This is a genomic window from Achromobacter sp. SD115 (genome assembly GCF_017355315.1).
Classification (GTDB): Bacteria; Pseudomonadota; Gammaproteobacteria; order Burkholderiales; family Burkholderiaceae_B; genus Achromobacter; species Achromobacter xylosoxidans_B.
Genome location: NZ_JADIJM010000003.1, coordinates 422,244 through 446,556 on the forward strand (window position 1 = coordinate 422,244; position 24,313 = coordinate 446,556).

21 protein-coding genes and 1 pseudogene are annotated in these 24,313 nt (G+C 67.2%); 13 read left to right on the top strand and 9 right to left on the bottom strand.

The genetic code is table 11. The features are described 5' to 3' along the window. Together IPU70_RS06705 and IPU70_RS06710 are read right to left on the bottom strand one after the other, a co-directional pair. Complete coding sequence (locus IPU70_RS06705) at window positions 1-1,137, bottom strand: CaiB/BaiF CoA-transferase family protein (protein ID WP_207465942.1); 1,137 nt, start codon at window positions 1,135-1,137, stop codon at window positions 1-3. Then, a complete protein-coding gene (locus IPU70_RS06710; protein ID WP_207465944.1) occupies window positions 1,137-1,931 on the bottom strand; it encodes an enoyl-CoA hydratase in 795 nt (264 codons plus the stop codon). The genes IPU70_RS06705 and IPU70_RS06710 overlap by 1 nt, the downstream gene beginning before the upstream one ends. A 151-nt stretch (window positions 1,932-2,082) precedes the next feature. On the opposite strand from IPU70_RS06710, the gene IPU70_RS06715 reads away from it, so the two are divergent. The 11 genes from IPU70_RS06715 to IPU70_RS06765 all read left to right on the top strand — a co-directional run bounded on the left by IPU70_RS06715 (window position 2,083) and on the right by IPU70_RS06765 (window position 11,798). Next, complete coding sequence (locus tag IPU70_RS06715; RefSeq protein ID WP_207465946.1) at window positions 2,083-3,003, top strand: LysR family transcriptional regulator; 921 nt, start codon at window positions 2,083-2,085, stop codon at window positions 3,001-3,003. A gap of 165 nt (window positions 3,004-3,168) precedes the next feature. Continuing rightward, a complete protein-coding gene (locus IPU70_RS06720; protein WP_013396005.1) occupies window positions 3,169-4,131 on the top strand; it encodes a tripartite tricarboxylate transporter substrate binding protein in 963 nt (320 codons plus the stop codon). Beyond that, complete coding sequence (locus IPU70_RS06725; protein ID WP_013396006.1) at window positions 4,124-4,498, top strand: Zn-ribbon domain-containing OB-fold protein; 375 nt, start codon at window positions 4,124-4,126, stop codon at window positions 4,496-4,498. The genes IPU70_RS06720 and IPU70_RS06725 overlap by 8 nt, the downstream gene beginning before the upstream one ends. Continuing rightward, entirely contained in the window at window positions 4,495-5,661 is a 1,167-nt protein-coding gene (locus tag IPU70_RS06730; RefSeq protein ID WP_207465948.1) for an acetyl-CoA acetyltransferase, read from the top strand. Before IPU70_RS06725 ends, IPU70_RS06730 begins: the two co-directional genes overlap by 4 nt. A gap of 12 nt (window positions 5,662-5,673) precedes the next feature. After that, on the top strand, window positions 5,674-6,579 hold the full coding sequence (locus IPU70_RS06735; RefSeq protein WP_207465950.1) for an SDR family NAD(P)-dependent oxidoreductase: 906 nt from the start codon (window positions 5,674-5,676) through the stop codon (window positions 6,577-6,579). A 7-nt stretch (window positions 6,580-6,586) separates the two neighbouring features. Next, window positions 6,587-7,462, top strand: coding sequence for a MaoC/PaaZ C-terminal domain-containing protein (locus tag IPU70_RS06740; RefSeq protein WP_207465951.1), 876 nt, complete (start codon window positions 6,587-6,589; stop codon window positions 7,460-7,462). After that, window positions 7,459-8,127, top strand: coding sequence for a 3-oxoacid CoA-transferase subunit A (locus tag IPU70_RS06745; protein WP_207465954.1), 669 nt, complete (start codon window positions 7,459-7,461; stop codon window positions 8,125-8,127). Before IPU70_RS06740 ends, IPU70_RS06745 begins: the two co-directional genes overlap by 4 nt. After that, window positions 8,124-8,792 (top strand): CoA-transferase, encoded by a 669-nt coding sequence (locus IPU70_RS06750; RefSeq protein WP_207465955.1) that lies wholly within the window; start codon window positions 8,124-8,126, stop codon window positions 8,790-8,792. Before IPU70_RS06745 ends, IPU70_RS06750 begins: the two co-directional genes overlap by 4 nt. Before the next feature lie 12 nt (window positions 8,793-8,804). Next, window positions 8,805-9,980 carry an acyl-CoA dehydrogenase family protein gene (locus tag IPU70_RS06755; RefSeq protein ID WP_207465957.1) on the top strand — a complete coding sequence of 392 codons (1,176 nt, stop codon included), beginning with the start codon at window positions 8,805-8,807 and terminating at the stop codon, window positions 9,978-9,980. Then, window positions 9,973-10,929 carry an acyl-CoA dehydrogenase family protein gene (locus IPU70_RS06760; RefSeq protein ID WP_207465960.1) on the top strand — a complete coding sequence of 319 codons (957 nt, stop codon included), beginning with the start codon at window positions 9,973-9,975 and terminating at the stop codon, window positions 10,927-10,929. The genes IPU70_RS06755 and IPU70_RS06760 overlap by 8 nt, the downstream gene beginning before the upstream one ends. 128 nt (window positions 10,930-11,057) lie before the next feature. After that, a complete protein-coding gene (locus IPU70_RS06765) occupies window positions 11,058-11,798 on the top strand; it encodes a hypothetical protein (RefSeq protein ID WP_207465962.1) in 741 nt (246 codons plus the stop codon). A gap of 42 nt (window positions 11,799-11,840) precedes the next feature. On the opposite strand, the gene IPU70_RS06770 is transcribed toward IPU70_RS06765, so the two are convergent. From IPU70_RS06770 to IPU70_RS33070, 6 genes and pseudogenes are all read right to left on the bottom strand, one after another. After that, complete coding sequence (locus IPU70_RS06770; RefSeq protein ID WP_207465964.1) at window positions 11,841-12,449, bottom strand: LysE family translocator; 609 nt, start codon at window positions 12,447-12,449, stop codon at window positions 11,841-11,843. 117 nt (window positions 12,450-12,566) lie between these two features. Continuing rightward, complete coding sequence (locus tag IPU70_RS06775) at window positions 12,567-12,992, bottom strand: hypothetical protein (protein WP_207465966.1); 426 nt, start codon at window positions 12,990-12,992, stop codon at window positions 12,567-12,569. 142 nt (window positions 12,993-13,134) lie between these two features. Further along, entirely contained in the window at window positions 13,135-13,617 is a 483-nt protein-coding gene (locus IPU70_RS06780; protein WP_207465968.1) for a preprotein translocase subunit SecD, read from the bottom strand. A 158-nt stretch (window positions 13,618-13,775) separates the two neighbouring features. Continuing rightward, on the bottom strand, window positions 13,776-14,177 hold the full coding sequence (locus IPU70_RS06785; protein ID WP_207465970.1) for an outer membrane protein assembly factor BamE: 402 nt from the start codon (window positions 14,175-14,177) through the stop codon (window positions 13,776-13,778). A 62-nt stretch (window positions 14,178-14,239) separates the two neighbouring features. Continuing rightward, window positions 14,240-20,524, bottom strand: coding sequence for a YadA-like family protein (locus IPU70_RS06790; RefSeq protein WP_242702338.1), 6,285 nt, complete (start codon window positions 20,522-20,524; stop codon window positions 14,240-14,242). Between the two features lie 297 nt (window positions 20,525-20,821). Beyond that, window positions 20,822-20,971: pseudogene (locus tag IPU70_RS33070) on the bottom strand (ESPR domain-containing protein); the annotation flags it as partial. 542 nt (window positions 20,972-21,513) lie between these two features. Between IPU70_RS33070 and IPU70_RS06795 the strand changes: the two are divergent. After that, window positions 21,514-22,437: a LysR family transcriptional regulator gene (locus tag IPU70_RS06795; protein WP_207465975.1), complete on the top strand. Its 924-nt coding sequence runs from the start codon at window positions 21,514-21,516 to the stop codon at window positions 22,435-22,437. Here IPU70_RS06795 and IPU70_RS06800 read toward each other — a convergent pair. After that, window positions 22,430-23,656 carry an EAL domain-containing protein gene (locus IPU70_RS06800; protein WP_207465976.1) on the bottom strand — a complete coding sequence of 409 codons (1,227 nt, stop codon included), beginning with the start codon at window positions 23,654-23,656 and terminating at the stop codon, window positions 22,430-22,432. The genes IPU70_RS06795 and IPU70_RS06800 overlap by 8 nt on opposite strands. A 260-nt stretch (window positions 23,657-23,916) precedes the next feature. Here IPU70_RS06800 and IPU70_RS06805 point away from each other — a divergent pair, with 260 nt between their 5' ends. Beyond that, window positions 23,917-24,222, top strand: a complete 306-nt coding sequence (locus IPU70_RS06805) for a hypothetical protein (RefSeq protein WP_207465978.1) — start codon at window positions 23,917-23,919, stop codon at window positions 24,220-24,222. The last annotated feature ends 91 nt before the right edge of the window (window positions 24,223-24,313 follow it).

Below are 24,313 nucleotides of genomic sequence, written 5' to 3' on the forward strand. Positions count from 1 at the left end.
TCAGCGCGCAGGCTCGAGCATATCGCGATCGGCGTCCTGGCGCGGCGCCTGGCGCTTGATCTCGCCCGGCGTGCGCGAAAAGCGCACCGGGATGCCCGCGGCCATCAAAGGCCCTTCGGTCGGGTGCTCCACGCGCTGGAAGAACCCCGTCGCCTGCAGGTGCGGATCCTCGAACAGGGCTTCCGGCGTGTTCACGCGCGAATGCGGGATGTCCGCGTCCGCCAGCAGCGCCAGCCACTCCCCGGTGCCGCGCAGCGCGACGATGTCCGCCAGGTCCTGGTAGAGCTCGTCGAAGTGCCGCGCGCGCGAGGTCGCGTCGACATAGCGCGGGTCCGCCGCCAGGTCGGCACGTTCGGCCAGGGCGAAGAAGCGCCGCCACTGCGCATCGGTATAGGGCAACAAAGCCAGGTAGCCGTCAAGCGTGCGGTAGGGACGCCGCTGCGGCGACAGCACCCGGCTGTAGCCCATGGGTCCCAGCGGCGGCACGAAGCTGTGCCCGCTCATGTGCTCGACCAGGGTGAAGGAGACCAGGGTTTCGAACATGGGGACTTCGACCGCCTGCCCCTGGCCCGAACGCTCGCGCTCGTACAAGGCCATGGGAATCGCGTACGCCAGCGTCAGCCCCGCCACCTTGTCGGCGATGATGGTGTTGACGTAGGCCGGCGCGCCGCTGTTGCGGCCTTGCAGGTCCGCCATTCCGCTCATGGCCTGGATGATGTCGTCGAAAGCCGGACGCGCGGCGTAGGGGCCGTCCTGGCCGAAGCCCACCGCCGAGCAATGGATCAGGCGCGGATTGCGCGCGCGCAGCGTGTCAGCGTCCAGGCCCAGGCGCGCCAGCGCCGCCGGGCGCACGTTGGACACGAACACGTCGGCGCCGTCGATCAGGCGCAGCAGGCTGTCGCGGTCGGCCGGCGTCTTGGCGTCCAGCGTCACGCTGTACTTGTTGCGGTTGAGGTTCAGGTAGGCCGGCCCCATGCCCGGACTCATCGCCGGGGCCGAGGTGCGGAACACGTCGCCTTCGGGCGCCTCGACCTTGATCACCTCCGCTCCCATGTCGGCCAGGATCTGGGTGCCGTACGGCCCCATGGCCACCGAAGTCATGTCGACGACCCGCACGCCCGCGAGCGGGCCAGCCATTACTTGGCCTCCTGCTGCTTCTTGCGGTTGACGAAGGGCGCCATGTAGCGGCGCGGCTCGTCGGTGGTGAAGGCCTCGCCGAACGCGGCCACGCTGCGGTCCAGGCCGGCTTCCACGGTGGACTCGCTCCAGTATTGCAGCAGCGCCTTCTGCGAGCGCACCGCGATCGGGCCGCTTTCGGCGATGGGCGCCACCGTGCGTTCGACCAGCGCGTCGAGCGCGCCGGTTTCGCTGACGAATTCCAGGAAGCCCCACTGCTGCGCCTGCGCAGCGTCCACCGTCTCGCCGGTCAGCAGCAGCCAATTGGTGGGTCCGGGGCCGATGATGGCCGGCAGCAGCACGGCGTGGATCACGGACGGGATGCCCACGCGCACCTCGGGCATGCCGAAGACCGCGTCCTTCGATCCCAGGCGGATGTCGCAGGCGGCGGCCAACTCCATGCCCGCGCCCAGGCAGAAGCCCGGAATACGGGCGATGGTGGGCACGGGGATCGCAGCCACCGCGTCGCACAGATCGCGCAGCCGGGTGATGAACTCGCGCGCGCCCTGCGGATCAAGCTCGGCCATCTCATAGATGTTGGCGCCGCCCACGAAGGCCCGTTCGCCCGAACCGCGGATGACCACGGCGCGGGCATCGTCCTGGGCCGCGATCCAGCGGGCGGCCTCGGTCAGGCTCAGCGTGACCGACGAGGCCAGAATGTTCAGGCTCTTGGCGTCGTGGATCTGCAGGGTATAGACGCCGCGCTCGTCGCGGGTCACGAGGGCATGGGCGAAAGCAGGGATAGGCGCAGTCATGAAAACTCCAGCTAGGGTTATGGCCATCGATGCTAAGGGTACGGTTTCATCACAACAAACGAGTAATTTTCATGAAATAAGTCTTAAATGGAATAAATACCGAAGCCCCGGCGGCTTGGTTACGATAGCCGCCTCTTGCGGGAGTCGCACCATGGGTATCACGCTGCGCCAGCTCCGGGCCTTCTGCGCCGTGTACGAGCTGAAGAACTTCACCCGCGCCGCCGAGGCGCTCAACCTGACGCAGTCGACCGTCAGCAAGCTCTGCTCCGAACTGGAGAAGGCGATAGGCATGGCGCTGTTCGAGCGCTCGGCGCGCGGCGTCGAACTGCTGGAAGGCGCGGCCGAGCTGTATGCCTATGCCCAGGAAACCTTCGGTTCGCTGCGCGCGGCCGAACGCAGCCTGAGCAGCCTGGCCGGGCTGGAACGCGGCGAGGTCTCCATCGCGGCTTCGCCCATCATGATGCACACGCTGGTCGCGCCGGTGGTGACGCAATTCCATGCACTCCATCCCAACATCGTCTTCGACCTGCATGAACTCACGGGCGACGAGGCCACCGAACATGTCCTGCACGGCAAGGCCGACCTGGGGCTGGTGGCGATGGAAAGCCAGGACCCCAGGCTGGACTGCCGCGTGGTCTATCGCGGCCCCATGTATGCCGTGGTGCCCGCCGGCCACCCCTTGGCGCAGCGCGACGAGACGCGCTGGCGCGAACTCGCCCGCTACCCGCACATCCTGCTGCGCGGCACCTACACCGTGCGCCGCAAGATGGACCAGATCCTGCAGGACCAGGGGCTGACGGTGCGCAGCGTGGCCCAGACCGGCAGCCTGACCACGGCCTTCGCCATGATCCGCGGCGGCATGGGCATTACCGTCATGCCGGGCTACGTGCGCAAGGTCTGCCAGGAAATGGGCCTGAAGGCGCTGTGCATCGCCGACCGGCCCCAGGCCCAGCACGAGCTGTCCATCCTGCGCCGGGCCGACTACCGGTTGTCGCGCGCCGCAGCGGCATTTCTTGCCGCCTTTGAAGCGCATCTTGGTGAACAGGGACAGCCCGCCGCGGCCGGCGATTAATCTCTTTCCTGAATGCCTTCATGACAATTAATCAATTGTTTGCATGATGGACCGCTTCCATCATTAGCGCGTCGAGGCCCCGCACCCCACGCGCTATCCAGACGGTCACCTCGACGCCATAACCATGCAGGGCAAATCAGCCCGCAGCACGAGGAGACCTCCGACATGACACTCAAGCCTGGCCTGAAGCAGCTGCTGACGCTGCTCGCCGTTGTTCCCGCCATCGCCGCCGCCGAGACCTATCCGGCCAAACCCGTCACCCTGGTGGTGGCCTATGCCCCCGGCGGCATGACCGACATCCTGACGCGCCGCATCGCGGCCGATCTGCAAACCCGCCTGGGCAAGCCCTTCGTGGTCGAAAACAAGCCGGGCGCCACCGGCCAGATCGCCACCGAGTACGTGTCGCGGCAGAAGCCGGACGGCTACACCATCCTGGTGGGCGCGACCAGCCACGTGATCAACCCCGTGCTGAAGAAGCTGCCTTACAACGCCCGCAAGGATTTCGCCCCGGTCGCGCTGCTGGCGGTCAGCCCGAACTTCCTGCTGGTCAACGCCAACCTGGGCATCAAGACTTTCGCGGACTTCAAGAGCTATGCGCAGAAGCAGCCCTCCGTGCCCTACGGCACGGCCGGCGCCGGCGGCGCGCCCCATATCGTCGGCGAACTGCTGCGCGCGCAAAGCGGCCTGCCGCTGATGCACGTGTCCTATCGCGGCGCGGGCCCGGCCATGACGGATCTGGTGTCGGGACAGGTGCCCGTCGGCATGGCCGAGTCGGTCACCGCCAACGCCTATCTGCAATCCGGCAAGATCGTGCCCCTGGCCATCGCCTCGGCCCAGCGCCAGTCGCGCTATCCCGACGTGCCCACGCTCAACGAGCTGGGCTACAAGGGCTTCGACCTGAGCACCTGGGTAGGCGTCTACGCCCCGGCCGGCACGCCCGCCGACATCGTGCAGACGCTGAACAGCGAGATCCGCAAATCGGTGATGCAGCCGGCCACGCAGGAGTACATCCGCTCCACCGGTTCCGAGCCGGGCGACATGGATCTGGGCCAGTATCAGAAGTTCGTCAGCGACGAAATGGACAAGTGGCAGGCCGTCATCACCCAGGCCGGGGTCAAGGATGAGTGAGGTCCGCATCGGCTCGCTGTCGCCGGAAGCCTATTTTGCCGAGGCGCTGCGCGCGGGACGCCTGGAGGTCCAGGTGTGCCGCAGCTGCGGCCTCTCGTTCTTCTTCCCGCGCACGCACTGCACCCACTGCCGTTCGCAGGAATATGCCTGGCGGCCCATGCGTGCCGGCGCCACGCTCTATTCCTATTCGGAAATCCCCGCCACGCCGCAGGCGCCCGCGCGCAACGTCATCCTGGCCGACATGGACGAAGGCTTCCGCATGATGTCCACGCTGCTGGACGAAGGCGAGCCGCGCATCGGCATGCGGCTGACGGCCCGGCCCGACCCGCAGCGCGCCCGAGTGGTGTTTGGAAAGGAAGCGCCATGACGGACTGGAACAAGAACCTGCGTGGCGCCATCGCCATCACCGGCTGCGCCACGGCGGGCATAGGCGATGCGGGCGGCCTGAACGACCTGGAGATCACCTCCCTGGCAGTGCACGCCGCCGTGCGCGATGCCGGACTGCGCATGGAAGACATCGACGGCCTGATGAGCGCCAGCCTGTCCTCATCGATGTGGCTGAACAAGCTTTCCGAGTACCTGGGCCTGTACCCGCGCTTCATGGACAGCACCCAGATCGGCGGCGCCTCCTTCGTCGGGCACCTGTTGATCGCCGCGGCGGCGATCCAGGCCGGCCTGTGCCGCAATATCGTGATCGCCTACGGCGCCGCGCCGCGCGGCGGCAACGGCGTCTCGGCGACCTCCGGCGCTCGCGCGCGGCTGGATCCGTTTCCCTACGAGGAGCCGTTCCAGCCCTTCAACCCGCCCACCAGCTACGCGCTGGCGACGCGCCGCCACATGCATGAATACGGCACCACCCGCGAACAGTTGGCCGAAGTGGCGGTCGCCGCGCGCGCCTGGGCACAGCTGAATCCGGAAGCCTACAAGCGCGAACCGCTGTCCATCGCCGACGTGCTGGCCGCGCGCGTGATCTCCTCGCCGCTGACCGCGCGCGACTGCTGCCTGGTGACAGACGGCGCGGGCGCCATCGTGGTTACCGCCGCCGAACGCGTCGAGGCCGCCCGGCCCGTGTACGTGCAAGGCACGGCCATGGCGCACTCGCATCGCCAGATCGCCTGCATGGCCGACCTGACGCGCACCGTGGCCGGGCAAAGCGCCGACCTGGCGCGCGAGCGGGCCGGCGTGGCGCTGGCCGATATCGACCTGGTGCAGCTCTATGACGCCTTTACCATCAATCCCATCCTGTTCCTTGAGGACATGGGGTTTTGCGCCAAAGGCGAAGGCGGCGCCTTCGTGTCCGGCGGACGCATCGCTCCCGGCGGCGAGCTGCCGGTGAACACCAACGGCGGCGGGCTGTCCTGCGTGCACCCGGGCATGTACAGCATGTTCGGCCTGGTGGAAGCGGTACGCCAACTGCGCGGCGAATGCGGCGATCGGCAAGTCAAGAATGCGCGCACCGCGCTCGTGCACGGCAACGGCGGGGTGCTGAGCGCCCAGGCCACCACCGTGCTGACCAATTGGATGGACTGAGGGAGACTCAATATGCTGGAAGGAAAAGTAGTGGTCGTCACCGGCGCGGCCAACGGCATCGGCCGCGCCGCAGCCGTGGCCCTGGCGGCGCAAGGCGCCCGCGTGGTGGTCAATGACCTGAACGTGTCGCTGGACGGCACCAGCGCCTCGCAAAGCACGGCCGCGCAAGTGGTCGAGGAAATCCGCGCAGCGGGCGGCGAGGCCATCGCCAATGGCGACTCGGTGGCCGAATACGCCAGCGCGCAGCGCATCATCGAGGCCGCCGCCGACACCTATGGCCGCGTGGACGCGGTGGTGAACAATGCCGGCATCGTGCGCGACAAGATGTTCCACAAGCTCACGCCCGAGGACTTCGATGCCGTGGTCAAGGTGCATCTGTATGGCTGCTTCAACCTCAGCCATGCCGCCTCCCGCCACTTCCGCGAACAGGGCGCAGGCAGCCTGATCAACATGACCTCCAACTCGGCGGTCATCGGCAACCGCGGCCAGGCCAACTATTGCGCCGCCAAGCTCGGCATCGTCGGCCTGTCCAAGGCCATGGCGCTGGACATGGCCGCCTTCAACGTGCGCTCGAACTGCATCGCCCCGCTGGCCTGGAGCCGCATGACGGAGACCATCCCGGCCAAGACCGAGGAACAAGCGCGCCACGTCGAGAAGATCCGCCGCATGGGTCCGGAAACCATCGCGCCGCTGATCTGCTACCTGGCCTCGGACGCTTCCGCCGAGGTGTCCGGGCAGGTGTTCGCCATCCGCCTGAACGAGATCTTCCTGATGAGCCAGTCGCGCCCGGTGCGTTCGGTGCATCGCTCGGATGGCTGGACCACGGAGAGCATCGCCGAGCACGGCATGGCCGCGTTGCGCGCGTCGTTCATGCCGCTGGACACCTCGGCCCAGGTGTTCGCCTGGGATCCGGTCTGAGGCTGCCATGGCGCTGGACTACCGCAGCCTGAAGTCGCACGTCTTCGCGCCGGAGCGCCAGGCCTACGGCGAGGATGACTGCATTCTTTACGCCCTGGGCGTGGGCGCCGGCCTGTCCGACGACGAGACGGTCGGCGACGAAACGCAATTCATCTACGAACAGGGACTACGCGCCCTGCCCGCCATGGCCTGCGTGCTGGCCTATCCCGGCTTCTGGATGCGCGATCCGCGCCACGGCCTGGACTGGAGCCAGGTGGTGCATGGCGAACAGCGCATGCGCTTCCCGCGCCGCCTGCCCGCCGCCGGCGATGTCGTATGCCAGATGGAAGTCGCGCGCATCGCCGACAAAAGCCCTGGCGCCTTCGTCGTGACGCGGCGCACGCTGAGCGACGCCGCCACGGGACAGGAAATCGCCGTCATCGAACAACTGAACATCTGCCGCGGCGACGGCGGCTACTCGGGCGGCGACGCCGCGCTCAGCGACGCGCTGGCCGCGCCCATCCCCGCGCCGCCCGCCACGCCGCCGGACAGCATCATCGTCCTGCCCACCAGCCGCAACCAGGGCGCGCTATACCGCCTGAACGCCGACCGCAATCCGCTGCACGTGGACCCGGTCAGCGCGCGGCGGGCGGGCTATGCGCGCCCCATCCTGCACGGCGCGGCGCTGCTGGGCATGGTCAACCGCGCCCTGGAAGCCGGCCTGCGGCAATTGCCCGGTCTGCGGCTGGGCGAACTGGACCTGCGTTTCATGGCGCCGGTCTATCCCGGCCTGGAGGTCGCGGTGTCGCTATGGCGCCAGCCGCAAGGCGTGGCCCTGGCATGCCATCAAGCCGGCGCCCTGTGCGCCCAAGGCCGCGCGGCCTGGGCCGAGGAGGAACAATGAAAGACAAGACTTGCGCCGACGTGGGCGACGCCCTGCGCGACGTGGAATCCGGCGCTGTGATCTTCGTGGGCGGCTTCGGCGGTTCGGGCATCCCCGCGCGCCTGCTGGCTGGCCTGCTGGCCAAGCAAGGCGTGGGTGACCTGACCCTGATCAACAACAACGCCGGCGCCGGTGAAGCCAGCTTCCTCGCCCTGGTGGCCTCGGGCCGCGTCAGCCGCATCGTCTGCTCCTACCCGCGCATGCCGGGCAACGACGTGATCCGCGAACGGGTGCAGGCCGGCAAGCTGGCAGTGGAAGTCATGCCCCAAGGCACGCTGGTCGAACGCATCCGCGCCGGCGGCGCGGGCATGGGGCCGTTCTACTCGCCGACAGGCTACGGCACGCCCCTGGCCGAAGGCCGCGAGACGCGCGTGTTCGGCGGCCGCGGCTATGTGCTGGAAGAGCCGCTGCGCGCGGACTTCGCCTTCATCCGCGCGCATCGGGCCGACCAGCTTGGCAATCTGGTCTACCGGCGCGCCCAGCGCAACTTCGGTCCGGTCATGTGCATGGCGGCCCGCAGCACCATCGTCGAGGTCGAAGAGATCCTGCCCTGCGGCGCGCTGGACCCCGACGCCATCGTCACGCCCAGCCTGTTCGTGCACCGCCTGTTGGGGAGCCCGCAATGAAACGACTGTCACGCGAGCAACTGGCCGCCCTGGTCGCCGGCGATCTGCCGGCCGGCGCCGTGGTCAACCTGGGCATAGGCATGCCCACCATGGTCACCGACCGCCTGGATCCGGCGCGCGGCGTGCAGCTGCACAGCGAGAACGGCATCCTCGGCATGCGCCTGCTGCAAGACCACGAGACCGCCGACGGCGACCTCATCAACGCCAGCAAGCAATCCATCGCGCTGACCGCAGGCGCCGCCATCTTCGATCACGTCTATTCCTTTTCCATCATGCGCGGCGGCCACATCGACATCACGGTGCTGGGCGCCTTCGAAGTGTCCTGCCACGGCGACCTGGCGAACTGGTCGCTAGGCGCGGACGATCCCATGCCGTCCGTGGGCGGGGCCATGGACCTGGCGGTGGGCGCGCGCAACGTCTGGGTCATGATGGAAGCACTCACCCGCGACGGCGCGCCGCGCCTGCGCGGCCACTGCACACTGCCCCTGACCGGCGCCGGCGTGGTCGGACGCGTCTACACCGATATCGGCATCTTCGACGTGCGCGACGGCGCCTTCGTGCCGCTGGCTCTGGTCGACGGCCTGCCGCCTTCAGACCTGGGCCGCTGGATCGACGCGCCCATTCGTGTCGAAGGCCCGCCCCGCGTCCTGCATCCCAACTCCTGATCGCTCTCAACCATGATACTCACCGAACATTTTCTCGAAGACGCCGAGGCCTGGCTGCGCGCCGCGCTGGCCCAGCTGCGCGAGCAGTATCCGGTCACCGCCTCGCACACCCAGGAATGCCGCCTGGCCTGGAACCGCAAACTATGCGAGGCCGACCTCATCGCGCTGACCTGGCCACGCGAGTATGGCGGCCGCGAACTCAGCACCGCCACGCTGATCGCCTTCCACGAACTGTGCGCGCGCCTGCATGCGCCACAGCCCATCAACAGCATCGCGCACGCCATCCTGGCGCCCACCCTGCTGCGCTTCGGCACGCCCGCGCAAAAGGCGCAGTTCCTGCCTGGCATCCGCGACGGCAGCGAGATCTGGTGCCAGGGCTACTCCGAACCCCAGACCGGTTCCGACCTCTCTTCCGTGCGCACCCGCGCCAAAGCCGAGGCCGCCGGCTGGAACGTCAGCGGCCGCAAGATCTGGACCACCCAGGCGCATCTGGCCAAGTGGTGCTTCGCCCTGGTGCGGACCGATCCCGACAGCCAGGCCCATCGTGGCCTGAGCTTCATGCTCATCGACATGCAGGCCGAAGGCGTGCGGGTCGAGCCCATACGCCAGATGACCGGCGAGGCCGACTACAACGAAGTGCTGTTCGACGCCACGCCAGTGCCTGAAGGCCGCATCCTGGGCGAACCCGGCGAGGGCTGGCGCATCGCCATGGCCGCCGCCGAGTACGAGCGCGGCATCTACTTCATGCCGCGCGTCGTCCTGCTGGAAGACGAGCTTCAGCAACTGACCACGGCGCTGGCGCAAGCCCCGCTGGCCGAGGACGAACGCGCCGTGCAGGCGCGGCGCGTGCGCGAGCTCGCGGACCTGTGCCGGGTCATACGCTGGCGCGTGGACCGCGTGCTGCGCGAGGTCGCCGCAGGCAACACGCCCGGCATCGACGGCGCCATGCTCAAGCTGCTGTGGAGCGAAACCCGCCAACGCATCTGGGAACAGCGCGTGGAGCTGCTGGGCGAGGCCGCCATCCTCGGCCCGCAGGCCGGCGCCCCCCATGCCAAGGAGGCCGGCGTGTTGCGCGAATTCCTCTGGTCGCGCGCCGAAACCATCGTGGCCGGCACCTCGGAAATCCAACGCAATATCGTAGGCGAACGCCTGCTCGGCCTGCCCAAGGACAGGGGACAACATGCATAGCGAAATCAGGACACTGCTGTCCTCCACCTTCGGCCGCCTGCTGGAACAGCAGCATCCCGCCGCCTACGCCCGCCGCGCACTGCCGGCGGACGACGCCGCCCAGCGCGCCCTGTGGAAGGAACTGGCCGAAGGGGGCTGGCTGGAAGCCGGATCGGAAGCCTTCCAGGCCGAGTACGGCCCCGGCACCCCGCTCATGGGCGAATGGGCCGGACGCGCCCTGCTCACCCTGCCGTATGGCGCTTCGGCCTTTCTCGCCAGCGCCTTGCTGCAGCAAACGCCCGCCCTGTCGGAAGTGGTGCTGGACCTGGCCGCGCATCCCGCCAGCATCCGCTGCGACCGCGCTGGCGACGAGCAGGGCTGGATCGACGCCTACGGCCCCACGGCCCAGTATCTGCGTCTGAGCCGGCAGCAGCAGGGCTGGCTGCTGGCGCGCTACGACCCGGCGATGCTCGAATCGGTGCAGGGCCTGGATCCCACCGTGGCGCTGGCCCGCCTGCGCGGCCCTGCCCTGGCGCAGGCCGCACTGCCCGCGGCGCAGGTTCTGCCTGCGCTGCAGCACCATCTGGCCTTCCTGCTGGCGCAACTGGTGGGCACCGCAGCAGCCTCGCTGGACCTGGCTATCGCCTACGCCAAGGAGCGCGAACAGTTCGGCCGGCCCATCGGACAGTTCCAGGCCATCAAGCACGCCCTGGTCGACGCCTGGACCGGCCTGGACAACAGCCGCTATGCCGTGGAGGCCTTGCAGGCAGCGCGCGCCCAGGCTGATCCCGAGCTTGCGGCGCTGGCCGCCCGCCTGGCCGCCAGCGCGGCGCGGCGCGCGGTAAAGCTCTCCATCCAGGTGCATGGCGGCATAGGGTTCTCCTGGGAGCACGACGCCCAGCTTTACCTGAAGCGCGCGTACCGGCTGGCGGTCGAGGGGGAGCGGCTGGCCGCGCTGATGGGGGACTAACGTCCTTGCCATGCGCCCGCCGGGCGGGGCGCAAAAGGGGCGCCGTTAAGATAACGGCTTTCCACAGCCGTTTTCCGGGCGGATTCCGGCTCGGCGCAACTATGCCCGCCCGGATCCTCCCGCTTCCGATGCTCCCCGTCCCGCCACCGCAACGCTCATCCGATCGCCTGACGTCCTATTACTGGAGCGGCGACGCCATGCGCAGCCGCAGCGTCGGCGGCACCGTGCTGACCGGCACGCTGGACCTGCCCGCGCCGCCCCAGCGCGTGCTGGCGGATTGGGAACGCGAGATGGCCTCGCGCCTTTTCCTGGAGCCTGGGGACGTCGAACAAATGCCTTTGGCTCGCACTCAGGCGCGCTGGCCTGAATACAGCCTGTGCCCGCAGGCCATGCGCGATTGGACACGAGAACTGGGATTGCCCGAGGTGCTGGCATCCGCCGACATCGCCCTCATGGCCTGCCGCGGCGCCCGCTACCACCATGACGGCGGACAGTATGGCGGCGCCGCCTTCTGCAATCTGTTCCTGAGCGAAGACCGGGGCCTGGACGTGCATTTCCCGGCCACCGGCCTGCGCATCCCCCTGGTCCGCGGCACCGCCATGCTCTTCGACACCGGCCAACCGCATGGCGTCATCCTGCGCCGCGGCACGGGCTTTCACGAGGCCGACTTCGCGGAGGACCTGGATCTGGCGCAGTTGTTCCTGACCTGGGAACTGCCGATCGAGGACGCCCGCGTCGCAAGCGCGCTCGGCATCGAATTCGACATCGATGCCGCGACGGCGTCGCGGCTGGACGAGGAACAGGTCCGGATAAACGGCGCGCGCGCCGTCGTCGACCCGGAGTCTGGCTTATGGTTGCTTGAGGAATGAAGCCGCGAGGCTGCCCGGATTACCGCGCCCTGTCCGCAGCGGTCAAGATCCCGGCAGCGCAGCGCCCATGGCGGCGAACAGGCCGCCGCACACCTTGTTGAAGCGCCGGCCGGAGCGTTCCAGCCAGGGGCGCACGCGATGCGCCAGCCGCGCCAGCACGTACTCGACCAAGAACTCGACCGCCACGAAGGTCGCGGCCATGATGACGAACTGCGTGATCAGGCTGCGGGCCGGATCGATGAACTGCGGCAGGAAGGCGCCATAGAACAGCAGCGCCTTGGGATTGGAGATTGCGGACAGGAGACCCTGGCTGAACATGCGCACGCCGCTTATGCGCGGCATGTTTGGGGCGGGCTGCAACTGCACGCCCGGCGCGCGCCAGAGTTGAATGCCCAGCCAGATCAGATAGGCGCCGCCCGCCCACTTCAGCACCGTCAGCGCGGGCCCCCAGGCCTTGAGCAAGGCACTGATGCCCAGCATCGACAAGGCGATCAGCGCCACGAATCCCACCGCGCCGCCAGCAATGGTGCACAACGCCTTGCGGTGTCCGTGCAGCGCGCCATGCGTCAGCGCAAGCAGGGTATTCGGCCCAGGAGTCACCGACAAGCCGATGACGGCGACCAGGTAGATGAGCCAGCTATGCAGGGCCATGGCGGAGTGCGTGAATGTATGAGAAGCGGCCAGTCTAGTCCGCGGCGGCGGGGCTGCGCAAATGCGCCGGACCGGGACGCCGGCAAGGCGGGCTCTCGCGCAGCGCGGGCCGCGGCATCACTGGAAGCGGTATTCGGCAAGGTCATTGCCGTTTATGCAATGCTCGAACCGCTGGGGGACGAACTCCGCCGCCATGCGCAGCTTGCGCTTGCCCCCGCCCCTGTTCTGTTCCCGCACGCTGATTCTCGCATTCTTGATACTCGCCGCGAACATGTTGCACAGTTGCGCGCCCAGGCTCTTCTGGTAGATGAACAGTGCCTGCGCGGGCAAGCGCCGATCCCCGCTGAGGTCATGCAGGCGCAGTTCGCATGAATCCCGCCGGTACCCCACGCGCAGGCGCAGATTGGCATAGCGGGTCGGCCAGTCCATCTGCGCCAGCTGTACATCGGAATGCGCCTCCCATCCTTCGAACCGGCGTTCGGATACCGCTTTCTGAATGCGGGCCCAGAGGCGTTCAGGATGGTCGGTTTCCAGGATGATCATGGCGCGGTTCTTCTATCGATACGATGAGCGCAATACTACTTGCGGCCAGCGTGCTGAACGCTTGGCCCGACCCGATACCCACCATCGGCGGCCCGCGTCAGGCCTGTTTGCGCGGCGCGCCGCATCAGGTCCCTGACAGCCTCTAGCGCCGATTGGCAGGCGCGGACGCCGGCGCGTTGGCAGGCGGCGCGCCCACGATGAGATTGGCGACATTGATGGCGTTCTGTTCCGATCCCATGCCTATGTCGATCACGCCGTTGGCTACCGGCCCGCCGATGCGCGGCAGCTCGACGAACTGATTGTTCACCGTGAACAAAAGCCAGTTGCCGACATTGCGCCGCGTTATCTCGCCGAGCTTGCCCGCGCCTTCGGGGGTGAACTGCAGGCGCAGGAAGGCGGCTCCTTCCTTCGTCTTCATCGGGACGACGCTGGCCAGATCCGCGCGCGTCAAGACCGGCGTGGGCAGTATGTGGAGCACTTGTCCCCTGACGCGGATGGCTTGAAGCTGCGCGGCGGGTTTGGCCTGCACCAGACGGAAGTCGACAGCCGACGCAGGCTGCGGCTGCGGCTGCGGCTGCGCTGCCGCGGGAGCCGGCGCGGCAGCTGGCGCCTGCTGCGATTTCAAAGGCTGGCACGCCGCCAACAAGATTGCCGACGAAGCGACGAGCGCGAAACGAAGAGCGGTCTGCATATATGTGTGTTTGAAGTGTCGAAAGGCCGGCGGAGATCCAGTCCGGCGTGGGAAATGGAAGAAGGAAATCCGATTGATCAGGCGGCTGCCGGCTAACCCGCCTGCGCCTGGGCGCAAGCCTCCGGCTTCCAATGGAATTCGGAGGTCAGCCCATTCCTATCGAACAGCACTTTGTATTGGCAGGTTTGCTCTCTGCCCGCCACGGGCAGGCGAAGCAGATAGTCCCATTCCCTCACGCCGGATATGCCCTCCTGGTAATGGGGTACCCCCAGCAGCAGGTACATCTGGGTCTTGCTCATCCCGGTGCGTACGGTGCGCAGGTTGTCCAGATTGGGCCAGACCCCGCCCGGCGGCCTGGCCGACGCAGGATCCGGAAACACCGGGTCGGCGGCGGAACCCGCCGCATCGATCCGGCTCAGATTGCCGCAGCCCGCCAGTGTCACCAGCGCCAGCAGCGCGGCCGTGGGCGCCAGATGGCGGCGGAGGAAATGCATGGTTTTTTTCATGGCGTTCAGGTTTCGGTTTCCGTTGGGAGCGCAAGCTGCGCGAGAGCGGCTCACCACTGATAGCCCACACCGACCGACCCGCCGTAGTCGCCGCGGGACGAGCTGCTGGCCAGGCCCTTGACGACCCATCTGCCGTTGTCCGAAACCGTGGAAAGCCCCATGGCGAAACCGCTTTCACCACGCCACGTGCCCCCTCCCACGCTGAACATGCTCTTGCCTGGGAGATACGCTTGCGGCAGGGCGGCCATGGCCATGGCCGACGCGACGCCCGCGCTCAAGCGGTTGTCCTGGCGGCGCAGGTCTCCCTTGACGCTGGCGATCTGATTGCTCAGATTGCCTTCCATGTCCCGCAGCTGATTCACGTTGACCGCATCGGTGCCCGCCGTGCCCGGCGCCACGTTGATGACCTGGCGCTCAGCGCCGGCCGCGCCCACGGAAACCGTATCGCTGCGGTCCGCCACCGAGCCGGCGCCCAGCGCCACCGAGCTATTGGCCTCGGCCTTGCTGCCATTCCCCATCGCCGTCGCGTTTTCGCCGCTCGCGTTCGCGCCGCTGCCCATCGCGGTGCTGTTGCTGCCCGATGCGGTCGCGCCGTTGCCGACCGCGGTGCCGTTGCTGCCCGAAGCCACGGCGCCGGCGCCGCCTGCCACCGAGTTCTTGCCTTCGGCCCTGGGCGCAACATTGCCCGCGTCCTGGCTGACCTGGAACATGCCGTCGGCGCCGTTCTTCAGCTTGGTCACGTCGCCCTCGACCTGGGTCACCCGGCCATCCAGCTCCTTGACGGTATCGCCTATCTCCACCACGGATTGGTTGACGTCGCCAATGCGCTGGTCGGTGTAGTCGTTCGCCACCTTCACCGCGCCATCCAGCTGGCGCAGGTTCACGGCGTCGGTGGCGTTGCGGCCGTCGGCCACGTTGCTGAGGGTGCGCTCGGAACCCGGGGCGCCCACCGACACCGTGCCCGCCGTGTCGTTCTGCGCATTCGAGTACTTGCCCATGTAAGACTCCGCGCCGCGATCGGCGATGGCGCCGTCTCCCAGCGCGACGTCACCCTGCTGCCTGCCCTGCGCGCCGGCGCCGATGGCCACCGCGCCGTCGGCGCCAGCGGCCGCCGCATTGCCCATTGCGATCGAATTCGAGCCGGACGCGACGGCCGATGGCCCCACGGCCACGCTGCCCACTCCGCTTGCCTGCGAGTCGGGCAGCGCTCCGGCGCTGCCGCCGTTGGCATGGAAGTACTTGATGCCGCCGCCCGTGTTGATGTTCTGTACGACCTGACCCAGGCTGTCGATCGCCTGATTGGTCGCATACAGCTGCGAACCGTTGATGGCGTCCAGGCTGTCAGCCGCCACCCGCCCTGCCGCGACGTGCTGGACCTGGCGCGGGGCGTCCGCGCTGCCCACGCTCACCACGTCGCCGGCCGCCGGATTGCCGCCCGCGTAGACATACTCGACCCCGTTGATGGTGCCGCGCGACGTGGGCGACGCTGCTACCGCCATCGAGCCCCGGCCCAACACCACCGCGCCGTCCAGGCCGGCGCCGACCGTCACGCCGCTGCCTATCACAAAGACGTCGGCCGACGCGATCGTATTGTCGTTGCCGTAGGCGGACGAGCCGTTGCCGTTGACCGTGTTGCCGCTGCCGATGGCCGCCGCACGCGCGCCGACTGCGGCATTGCCATTGCCCACGCTGAGCGCGCGTTCGCCGGCGGCCACCGCTCCCACGCCCGCAGCCATCGCTCCCGCCCCGGACGCGCCATCGTTGTCGGCATTGGCCTGGCGGGTACCGTTGTCGTTAATGCTGTAGTAGCGCGTCTTGTTGGTTTCTATGGACTGGTTCAACTGGTCGACGTTGACCGCGTCGGTGCCGGCGGTACCTGCCGCGACGTTATGGATCTGCGAACCGCCGGTGCCCGAGGGATTCAGTGTGACGCTGCCGTGGTTGACCGTGCCGTCCGGGTTGCGGTCGTACTTCACGGATCCCTCATCCAGGTCGTTCACGTTCGACGCCAGTGACTTCAGCTGGCTCACGTTCACGGCGTCGCTGTCAGCCGTACCCGCCGCCACGCCGGTAATCTGCCTGAACTTGCCCGTGGCCGCATCGCCGACGGAAACCGCCGCCAAGGTGCTGCGCGTCGCGTCCACCGCCGCCGCGCCTTGCGTGGCGGGCACATATCCGGCCACGCCCGCCTGCGTCGCCGCAACCGAGCCCGCCCCCAAGGCCACGCCGCCCACGGTCGTGGCGCTACTGCCAGCGCCTAGCGCCACGCTTTGCTCACCTGCTGCCGCCGACTTCGTGCCCAGCGCAATGGCATCCGCCAGTTGGGCGTGCGAACCCTCGCCCATGGCGATGCCGCCCGGCGCGTTCTGTTCGACAATGGCGCCGTTGCCTATGCCGATGCCATCCTCGCCATTCACCACGGTATTGGGACCGATAGCCACGGACTGATCACCCGCGGCAAGCGAGTCTTCTTGTGTCGAATTCGCGTGGAAATAGCGCGTGCCCGTGATGGTCAGCGAGGTCATGGCGCCAGTCAGCTGGCGCACCGTGACCGCGTCATGGTCATCGGTACCGTCCGCCACGTTGCTGATCTGACGGTATGTCGTGCCGCTGCCTACCGACACCGCGCCCAATAGCGTGCGATCGGTCGTGTTGAACGGCACCAAGGCGCCGCCGCCGCCCACCGCGATGCTGCCGTTGGAAGGCGTCAACGCGCGGTCGGACACCGCCCCGGCTCCCAACGCGACGGCACCAACGATGTCGGCCCGGGTCTCTCTACCCAAGGCCAGCGCGCTCTCGACCGTTGCTGTCGCGTTGTAGCCCACGGCCGTGCTGCCCTGGCCTTGCGCCGACGCATCGCTTTGCGCCAGGCCGGCTTCGTTGGTGCGGACGTAGCGGATGCCCACGCCGTTCGCGTCCCAGTTCGCCTGACTCGTGTCGCCGGCGATGTTGGTGATCGTGTCGCCGGCCTGATCGATAGCCTGGTTGGTGGCGTAGAGCTGCGAGCCGTTGATGGCGTCCGTGCTGGTCGCGCTCAGGCGGCCCGCGGCCACATTCGTGATCGTGCGTTCGGCGTTGGCGGCGCCGACGCTCACCGTGCTGGACGGGGCCGTGCCGGCGAAGGAATACGTGGTGCCGTTGATCACGGTCTGGGATGTCCCAACCGTCGCCGTCGTGGCGGAGCCAGCCCCCAGCGCCACGTCGCCGGCATTGGAGGCGGCCGCATTGCTGCCCAGCGCCACGCCGTTGAGCGCCGCCGTGCGTGCCGTGTCTCCCAACGCAAGCGAACCGGCAGCTGCCGTCTGCGAAGCATTGCCCAGCGCAACCGAGCCCTGCCCGACCGCCTGATTGCCGCTGCCGATGGCCACCGCGCCTTGCGCGGCGCTATTGCCCGCGGCATCGCCGGCCGCCACATTGTTCTGGCCCATGGCGACCGCGCCACTGCCATTGGCCCTGTTCGGATCACCGATAGCGACCGCGCCGTTTCCTATTGCGGTCTGATCCCGACCGATCGCCACTGCGCCGCCGGACGCATCGCTGGCGTTCGCCGACGTCGAACCCGAGCCGATTGCGACGTTCTGGCCATCGCCCCCCGTCGTCACGGCATTGCCGATGGCAATGTTGTTGCCGCCCGTGCCAGCTGCGGTAGCCGCGGCAGAGCCTATGGCGATGTCGTTATCGCTACGCGCGACGGACTGGGTGCCCGCGGAAAAGGTATTGCTGGCCGATACGCCGGCGCCGGCCTGATTGCCCAGGGCGATGTTGTTGTCGCCCGTCAAATTGCTTCCGGCTGCAGGTCCCATCGCGATGTTGTTGCTGCCGGTGACGTTGACCCCGGCGGCGATCGCCGCCGGATCGCAACTCAGCAAGCCGCTGCCGCTGCCCCCGCATTGGGAAGCGACGCCGCCGATCGCGATGTTCGCGTCGCCGGTGACGTTGCTCCCGGAATAGGCTCCACCTGCGAAGTTTGCGGTTCCGGTGACATTGTTCCCGGTCGTGCCTCCGATCGCCGTATTGTCGGCGCCGTTGACATTGGAACCCGCGCGTTCGCCTACACCCGTGTTGCGGTAGTTGGTGGCCTGACCGTTGGCACCCGCGGCGCCGCCGATGTAGACGTCGCTTTCGCCATGGGCCTGGGAATACTCGCCGATGGCAATGCCGCCAGGTCCGATCGAGCGCGCGTTGTAGCCCACGGCGACACCGTTGATGGATTGGGCCAATGCGCCCGCTCCCGCGGCAATGGAATTTGCGCCTGCCGCGCCGTCATTGTTGTAGTTGCCCTGGACCGTGCCGCCGTCGTTCACGCTGTAGTAGCGCGCCCTGGCATTGTCGAGTTGGCTGACATTGACCGCATCGCCCGGGTCGGTGCCTGGCGCAACGTTGGTGATCTTCTTGTTGCCCATGTCGATGCCGGCCCCGGAGATCACCGGTCCGCCATTGATCGATACGCTGTCGAAGGTCGGCGTCGCCGAGGTTGCGACCGTGATTTCGGAACCGTTCTGCGTCAACTGGATGTTGCTGCCGCCAGTGACCGTCATGGTCGACCCCGGCCGGATCGCGGTAGCGCTGGATCCGGCCGCATTGCCCGAGGTGGTCAGCGTCCAGCCCTGGTTCAACGCATTGATTGCATCGCCGATGTTCGTCTGATTGCCGCCCGCGATGTTGAAGCTCGGCGGCGCCACCTGTCCAGTTGACGGGTCGTAGCTCGAGCCGGCTCCGATCGCAGCCGCCGTACTGTTGCCAAGATTGTTGACATTGGTGCCGATCGAGTCGACGGCCTGGTTGGTGGCGTAGAGCTGCGAACCGTTGATGGCGTCCGTGCTGGTTGCGCTCAGGCGGCCCGCGGCCACATTCGTGATTGTGCGCTCTCCGCCCGCGGCGCCGACGCTCACCGTGCTGGACGGGGCCGTGCCGGCGAAGGAATAGGTAGCACCGTTGATGACGGTCTGGGACGTCCCGACCGCCGCCGCCGTGGCGGAACCGGCCCCCAGGGCCACATCGCCGGCATTGGAGGCGGCCGCATTGCTGCCCAGCGCCACGCCGTTGAGCGCCGCCGTGCGCGCCGTATCCCCCAACGCAAGCGAACCGGCGGCGGCCGTCTGCGAGGCATTGCCCAGCGCGACCGAACCCTGCCCGACCGCTTGATTGCCGCTGCCGATGGCCACCGCGCCCTGCGCGGCGCTATTGCCCGCGGCGTCACCCGCCGCCACATTGTTCTGTCCCAGCGCCACCGCGCCATTGCCATTGGCCGTGTTCGGGTCGCCGAGCGCGACCGCGCCGTCGCCGGTCGCTTTCTGGTCGCGGCCGATCGCCACCGCGCCGCCGCCTGGCGTTGCCGCGTTGGCGGTGGTCGAGCCCGAACCCATCGCGACGTTCTGACCCGTATCGCCCGTCGTCGCGCCATTGCCGACCGCGATGTTGTTGCCGCCGGAGTTCGGGCCAGTCGCTGCATTGTGACCGACGGCGATGTCGTTGGCAGCGCTTGCGTTGGCGCCGTCACCTTGCGCGATGCCGTAGTCGGCGGAGACGGTCGCGCCCCGCCCTACCGCGATGCCGGAGACCGCAGTGGCTCCAACATTCGATTGGGCGCCAATGGCGATGCCGTCATTCGACCGAGCGGCAGCCGCGCCCGCGACGTTGCCACCGATAGCGACGGCGCCCGTGCCGGTTGCAGTGGCTCCCGTGTAGGCCCCGACGACGCCTCCCACACCGATCGCGACCGAGAGGTCCCCTGCCGCGTTTGCGAAATTGCCGTAGGCGGCCGACGCAGCGCCGCTCGCACTTGAGCGGTTGCCGACCGCAGTCGCAGTCCGGCCTGCGGCGCTGGAGTCGTTGCCTAGTGCCGTCGAGAAGTCTCCGCCCGCATTCGCGTTGTTGCCGTATGCGGCGCCGTTGCGCCCCGCGGCGTTCGAGAAGTTGCCTGTCGCGGTGGCATACAGTCCCGCCGCTTGTGCGGAGTTCCCCAGCGCGGTCGAATTCAGTGCGGATGCGGTGGCGTAGTTGCCGACGGCCGTTGAATAGTTGGCGGTGGCTTGAGCGCTATTGCCGAGCGCGGTCGCGTCTTCTCCTACCGCACTCGCCTGGAAACCGACGGCCATGGCCGAGAAATTGTTGGTCTGGGCGTCCGCAACGGCTCCGGCGCCAATCGCGATATCACCATTGAGCTTCGCCCTCGATTGGCCGCCGATGGCAATGGCATTGTTGCCGGCGGCTTGCGCCCCAGCATTGGCGGTGTTGGACGACATGTCGCCACCGATCGCGACCGAGCCCGCGCCGGTTGCCCGGGTCCATTGACCGAGGGCAGTTGAGCCGTCGCCCAACGCCTGGGCTTGCATGCCAACACCGGTGCCGCGTGTCCCGCCAATCGCGCGGTAACCAACAGCCACTGCTGCGTCACCTCTGGCTACTGCCCAGGCGCCTATCACCTGGACCGCGAGTTGATTGTCGCCGTTGGCCCCGCAGCCAATCACGTTCGACCACGTACCACTACCGTCAACAGGGCTGCCTACGGGGACGCGGCTGATCCCGTCCGGTCCAACGCCGCCAGGCGTCGCGCTGCAGGAAGTGCCGCCCGGACCATAGGTATACGCCTGCGCCGGGGGAGTCGCCGTGAACAGCCCTGCCGCCAGCGCGCCGGCCAACACCGCAGCGAAAGGACTTAGGCCCACGCGACTCTTCGATGACTTTCCACGGGCTGCGGCATCTTCACCGACTGCAATCCAGGCGCCTATGGATTCGTTCCAGATCGTCTTGTAGACCTTGTTCATACCTACTCTCGTCATTACTCAATTTGGCACATGCCTTCCAGATGCCTGTCACCGCAATATCCAAAAATCCAGCTATCCAGGCAGGAAACGCGTATGATTCGGCAAAATATGAAACAGATTGATTCGTCCAGATTTGCCAGGCACATGCGGGGAAATAGCTGTGCCGAGATTACCCGCCGGGTCTGACCCCAAATAGGCAAAAAAGCCGATAGCAATCATCGGGGCACACCGCACCCAAATTCCGTTCGCGATCAGTAGAATCCGGCGATTGGCAATCGACGCGGGCATCACAAAACCGCGCTCGCACTACGGGACCGATGTGCCATCAGTAGGACGGGCTCGCCGACCATCCGCGCGGCCTCTGCTACGGTCCGCCGCCACCCGCGACGGCCATGCGCGACCCGCGACGATCTTGATCAGACGTCTCGCCCCACTGCTTCCACAACTCTCAACTCGCACTCTGGGCGTGGCCTGCGGTCTTTTCATATGCGTCGAACTTCCGGGACAGGCTCCCGCATCCATTGCAAGAACCGCCTTTCAACTCCTGGTGGTTCCGCATGGACTTGCTAGCAATGATGCGCATCTATGTGCGCGTGGTGGAACGGGGAACCATGTCCGCGGCCGCAAGGGATTTGGATCTGGGACAACCGGCAGTAAGCGAGCGCATAGACAGGCTCGAGAAGTTCCTCGGCGTCAGGCTCCTGACGCGCAGTTCCCGCAGCCTGACCTGCACTCACGAAGGCCGGGCGTTCTACGAGAACAGTCGCGAGCTGCTCCAGGCGGCAGACCAGGCGGTGCAATCCCTCACTCATCTGGACCACACTCTGAACGGCACCATCCGGATCGCCTCGGCGCAGTGCTTTGGAGAGACCGTTCTGCCCGGCGTCCTGCTCCGCATGCAGGCCAAGTACCCCGACCTGAAGATAGACCTGGTCCTGAACGACGCGATAGTCGATCCGCTGACGGAAGGCGTGGACATATCCCTGCGCCTGGGCAAGCTGACCGAAGGCGCCTATATCGCCTACCCGTTGGGCGTGGTGGAACGCGTTCTGGTCGCAACCCCCGCCTATCTGATCAGGCATGGCCAGATCGACAAACCGTCCGATCTGGCCAAGCATCCATTCATCCGCGTGAAGGGCGTCTTCACCAATGAACAGATGTCCTTGAACGGCCCCGACTCAACCATCGACAACGTCCGGATACGCACCATGATGACGACCAGCCACTGGCGTCCCGTGTACGAGATGATCTCGGCCGGCAGCGGCATCGGCGTGGTGCAGAAGCCGGCCTGCACCGACGCGCTGCAGCAGGGCAAGCTTGTCCGCGTGCTGCCCCAATACGCAGTTCCGCCCTTTCCGCTGAATGCCCTGGTTCCCGCGCAGCGCCCACTGTCCTCCCGCATTACCCGGGTCATCGACGTGCTGCGGGACGAGATCCCCAGGGCTCTCGCAAGAGAAGGCAAGACCTCGCTATTCAGCTGAGGCGGCGCAAGCGCGGCAAGTCCCGCAAGAATTCGCCCACCTCCAGCGGCGGAGAAAGCAGGTAGCCCTGGCCGATCTGGCAACCCATGGCGGTCACCAGTTCCAGTCCCTCCGGGCTTTCTATCCCCTCCGCCACCGACCTCAGCCCCAGGTCGCGGCTCAACTGCAGCGCCGAGGCCAACACCGCGTGGGCGGCCGGATCCCTGGCTGCGCGGCGTACGAACCTGGAATCGATCTTGAGCTCGTCAAATGGCAATCTCGTCAACAATTCGAGGGTCGAATTGCTGATTCCAAAATCGTCCATCGACGCCCCGAACCCATGCAGGCGCAACAGATTCAGCGACGTCGACAGGCTCAGCAGATCGTCCGCCGGCATGTCCTCGGTCAACTCTACCGTCAGACGATTCGTATCCAACCCCAGCCTGCCGAAGTCGCCAATCAATTTGGGCACGAACTGCGGCAGGCAAAGCACGTCGGCCGATACGTTGACGGCAATACGCAGGTCCTCTCGGGCGCGCTGCAGCCATGCAATCACCAATGCGCTCAACCCGGCGACATGATGGAACAGCGCTTCCGCCAGGCCATGTCGATGCGCCAGCGTCACCGTGACGATTGCGGGTATGTCGCCTAGCCGCTCATGCCGCCAGCGCACCAGCGCCTCCGCGCCCATCAGCATGCCGCTGACAAGGTCATATTGCGGTTGGAGCACGATGCGCAGGGCGCCGGGCGAACGCAGGCCACGCCGCAGGTCCGACTCGCTCAGGCTGCCATAGCCGCTATGCGCTCGCGCCTGCGGCCGTTTGGGCGGAGCGTTGAGTATGCCGCGCAAGATTTCCAGGACGCCAGAGACCCGTGCTTCCCTGCGCACGACGCGCACGTCCAGGCCATGGTCGCGCGAGATTTCCGCATGGTGCGCCAGAGTTTCATAGGCGATGTCCCCCTGGAGCAATACGATCACGGGCTGCTGCCGCGCGCCTTCGGCATCGCGCCCGCATAGCTGCCTGACATGGGCCGGCACACGTATGCCATCGGCGTTGAGACCGCTGACCTCGGCCACCACCACGCCGGCTTTTCCGCCATCCAGAGAAGCGTCGAGCTGGGCCAATGACTCGATCCAGCAATACTCCATGCAGGCGGAAGCCAGGACACGATCAAAGTGGCGTATCGCAACCCTATCGGCCAACACCAGCAAACGCGGACTGTCTGTTGCAGCTTGCATCTTGGCAGAGCACCTTGTACACGGCGCATGCTCTCACCATCCCGCATGCTTGCGTCGCCATTCGACCGACAGTAACCGCAAGCGCGCTCCCCGATCTTCATGAAATTCCGATTCTTGCTATCGGATGGGTCAACACCATTTTCCGACTCGCTTCTTCCGATATCCGGAATCGGGCCGCGCCGCTTGTTCGCGCCACGTCCCGCACCTAGCATCAGCGTGAATTGCGCCAACCCTGCGCCGCCCCTCGCTGGAACCCTGCCTTGAGCTCCTATAACACCCCGGCGACCCCGCTCTCCTGGACCACGAATGGATCGGCGTCGTCCGCGCCCGCATCGTCTTACTCTTCCCGCGTCATTTGCGAAGCCTGCTATACCCAGATCATCGACGGGGCGAAAGTCCCCCCTCATGCCGGACTGGCGTTCCGGGGAAACATGCCCGCGCCCGGCTACGCCGCGAACGGACGCACCGGCATCTTCAAGAACTTCTGCTGTCTCCACTGCAAGACCATCCTGCTGCAGTATGTCGACGGCTGGGACAACCCCGGCGGCTTCCGGCTCGCGCCGTAGACGGCGTGGGCCGGCCCCCCCCTAACGCGGGCTTCCTTACCTTGCGATGTCACCTGCGGGCGCCAGACTCAGCGGCGGAACCCTCCCCCAT

Excerpts from the sequence above, each read along its gene's own strand:
- IPU70_RS06710 (WP_207465944.1), bottom strand. The coding sequence starts at position 1,931 with ATGACTGCGCCTATCCCTGCTTTCGCCCATGCCCTCGTGACCCGCGAC.
- IPU70_RS06775 (WP_207465966.1), bottom strand. The coding sequence starts at position 12,992 with ATGATCATCCTGGAAACCGACCATCCTGAACGCCTCTGGGCCCGCATT.
- IPU70_RS06730 (WP_207465948.1), top strand. The coding sequence starts at position 4,495 with ATGACGGACTGGAACAAGAACCTGCGTGGCGCCATCGCCATCACCGGC.
- IPU70_RS06735 (WP_207465950.1), top strand. The coding sequence starts at position 5,674 with ATGCTGGAAGGAAAAGTAGTGGTCGTCACCGGCGCGGCCAACGGCATC.
- IPU70_RS06720 (WP_013396005.1), top strand. The coding sequence starts at position 3,169 with ATGACACTCAAGCCTGGCCTGAAGCAGCTGCTGACGCTGCTCGCCGTT.
- IPU70_RS06725 (WP_013396006.1), top strand. The coding sequence starts at position 4,124 with ATGAGTGAGGTCCGCATCGGCTCGCTGTCGCCGGAAGCCTATTTTGCC.
- IPU70_RS06760 (WP_207465960.1), top strand. The coding sequence starts at position 9,973 with ATGCATAGCGAAATCAGGACACTGCTGTCCTCCACCTTCGGCCGCCTG.
- IPU70_RS06770 (WP_207465964.1), bottom strand. The coding sequence starts at position 12,449 with ATGGCCCTGCATAGCTGGCTCATCTACCTGGTCGCCGTCATCGGCTTG.
- IPU70_RS06755 (WP_207465957.1), top strand. The coding sequence starts at position 8,805 with ATGATACTCACCGAACATTTTCTCGAAGACGCCGAGGCCTGGCTGCGC.
- IPU70_RS06785 (WP_207465970.1), bottom strand. The coding sequence starts at position 14,177 with ATGCATTTCCTCCGCCGCCATCTGGCGCCCACGGCCGCGCTGCTGGCG.
- IPU70_RS06750 (WP_207465955.1), top strand. The coding sequence starts at position 8,124 with ATGAAACGACTGTCACGCGAGCAACTGGCCGCCCTGGTCGCCGGCGAT.
- IPU70_RS06705 (WP_207465942.1), bottom strand. The coding sequence starts at position 1,137 with ATGGCTGGCCCGCTCGCGGGCGTGCGGGTCGTCGACATGACTTCGGTG.
- IPU70_RS06740 (WP_207465951.1), top strand. The coding sequence starts at position 6,587 with ATGGCGCTGGACTACCGCAGCCTGAAGTCGCACGTCTTCGCGCCGGAG.
- IPU70_RS06765 (WP_207465962.1), top strand. The coding sequence starts at position 11,058 with ATGCTCCCCGTCCCGCCACCGCAACGCTCATCCGATCGCCTGACGTCC.
- IPU70_RS06715 (WP_207465946.1), top strand. The coding sequence starts at position 2,083 with ATGGGTATCACGCTGCGCCAGCTCCGGGCCTTCTGCGCCGTGTACGAG.
- IPU70_RS06790 (WP_242702338.1), bottom strand. The coding sequence starts at position 20,524 with ATGCAAGCCCAGGCGTTGGGCGACGGCTCAACTGCCCTCGGTCAATGG.
- IPU70_RS06795 (WP_207465975.1), top strand. The coding sequence starts at position 21,514 with ATGGACTTGCTAGCAATGATGCGCATCTATGTGCGCGTGGTGGAACGG.
- IPU70_RS06745 (WP_207465954.1), top strand. The coding sequence starts at position 7,459 with ATGAAAGACAAGACTTGCGCCGACGTGGGCGACGCCCTGCGCGACGTG.
- IPU70_RS06800 (WP_207465976.1), bottom strand. The coding sequence starts at position 23,656 with ATGCAAGCTGCAACAGACAGTCCGCGTTTGCTGGTGTTGGCCGATAGG.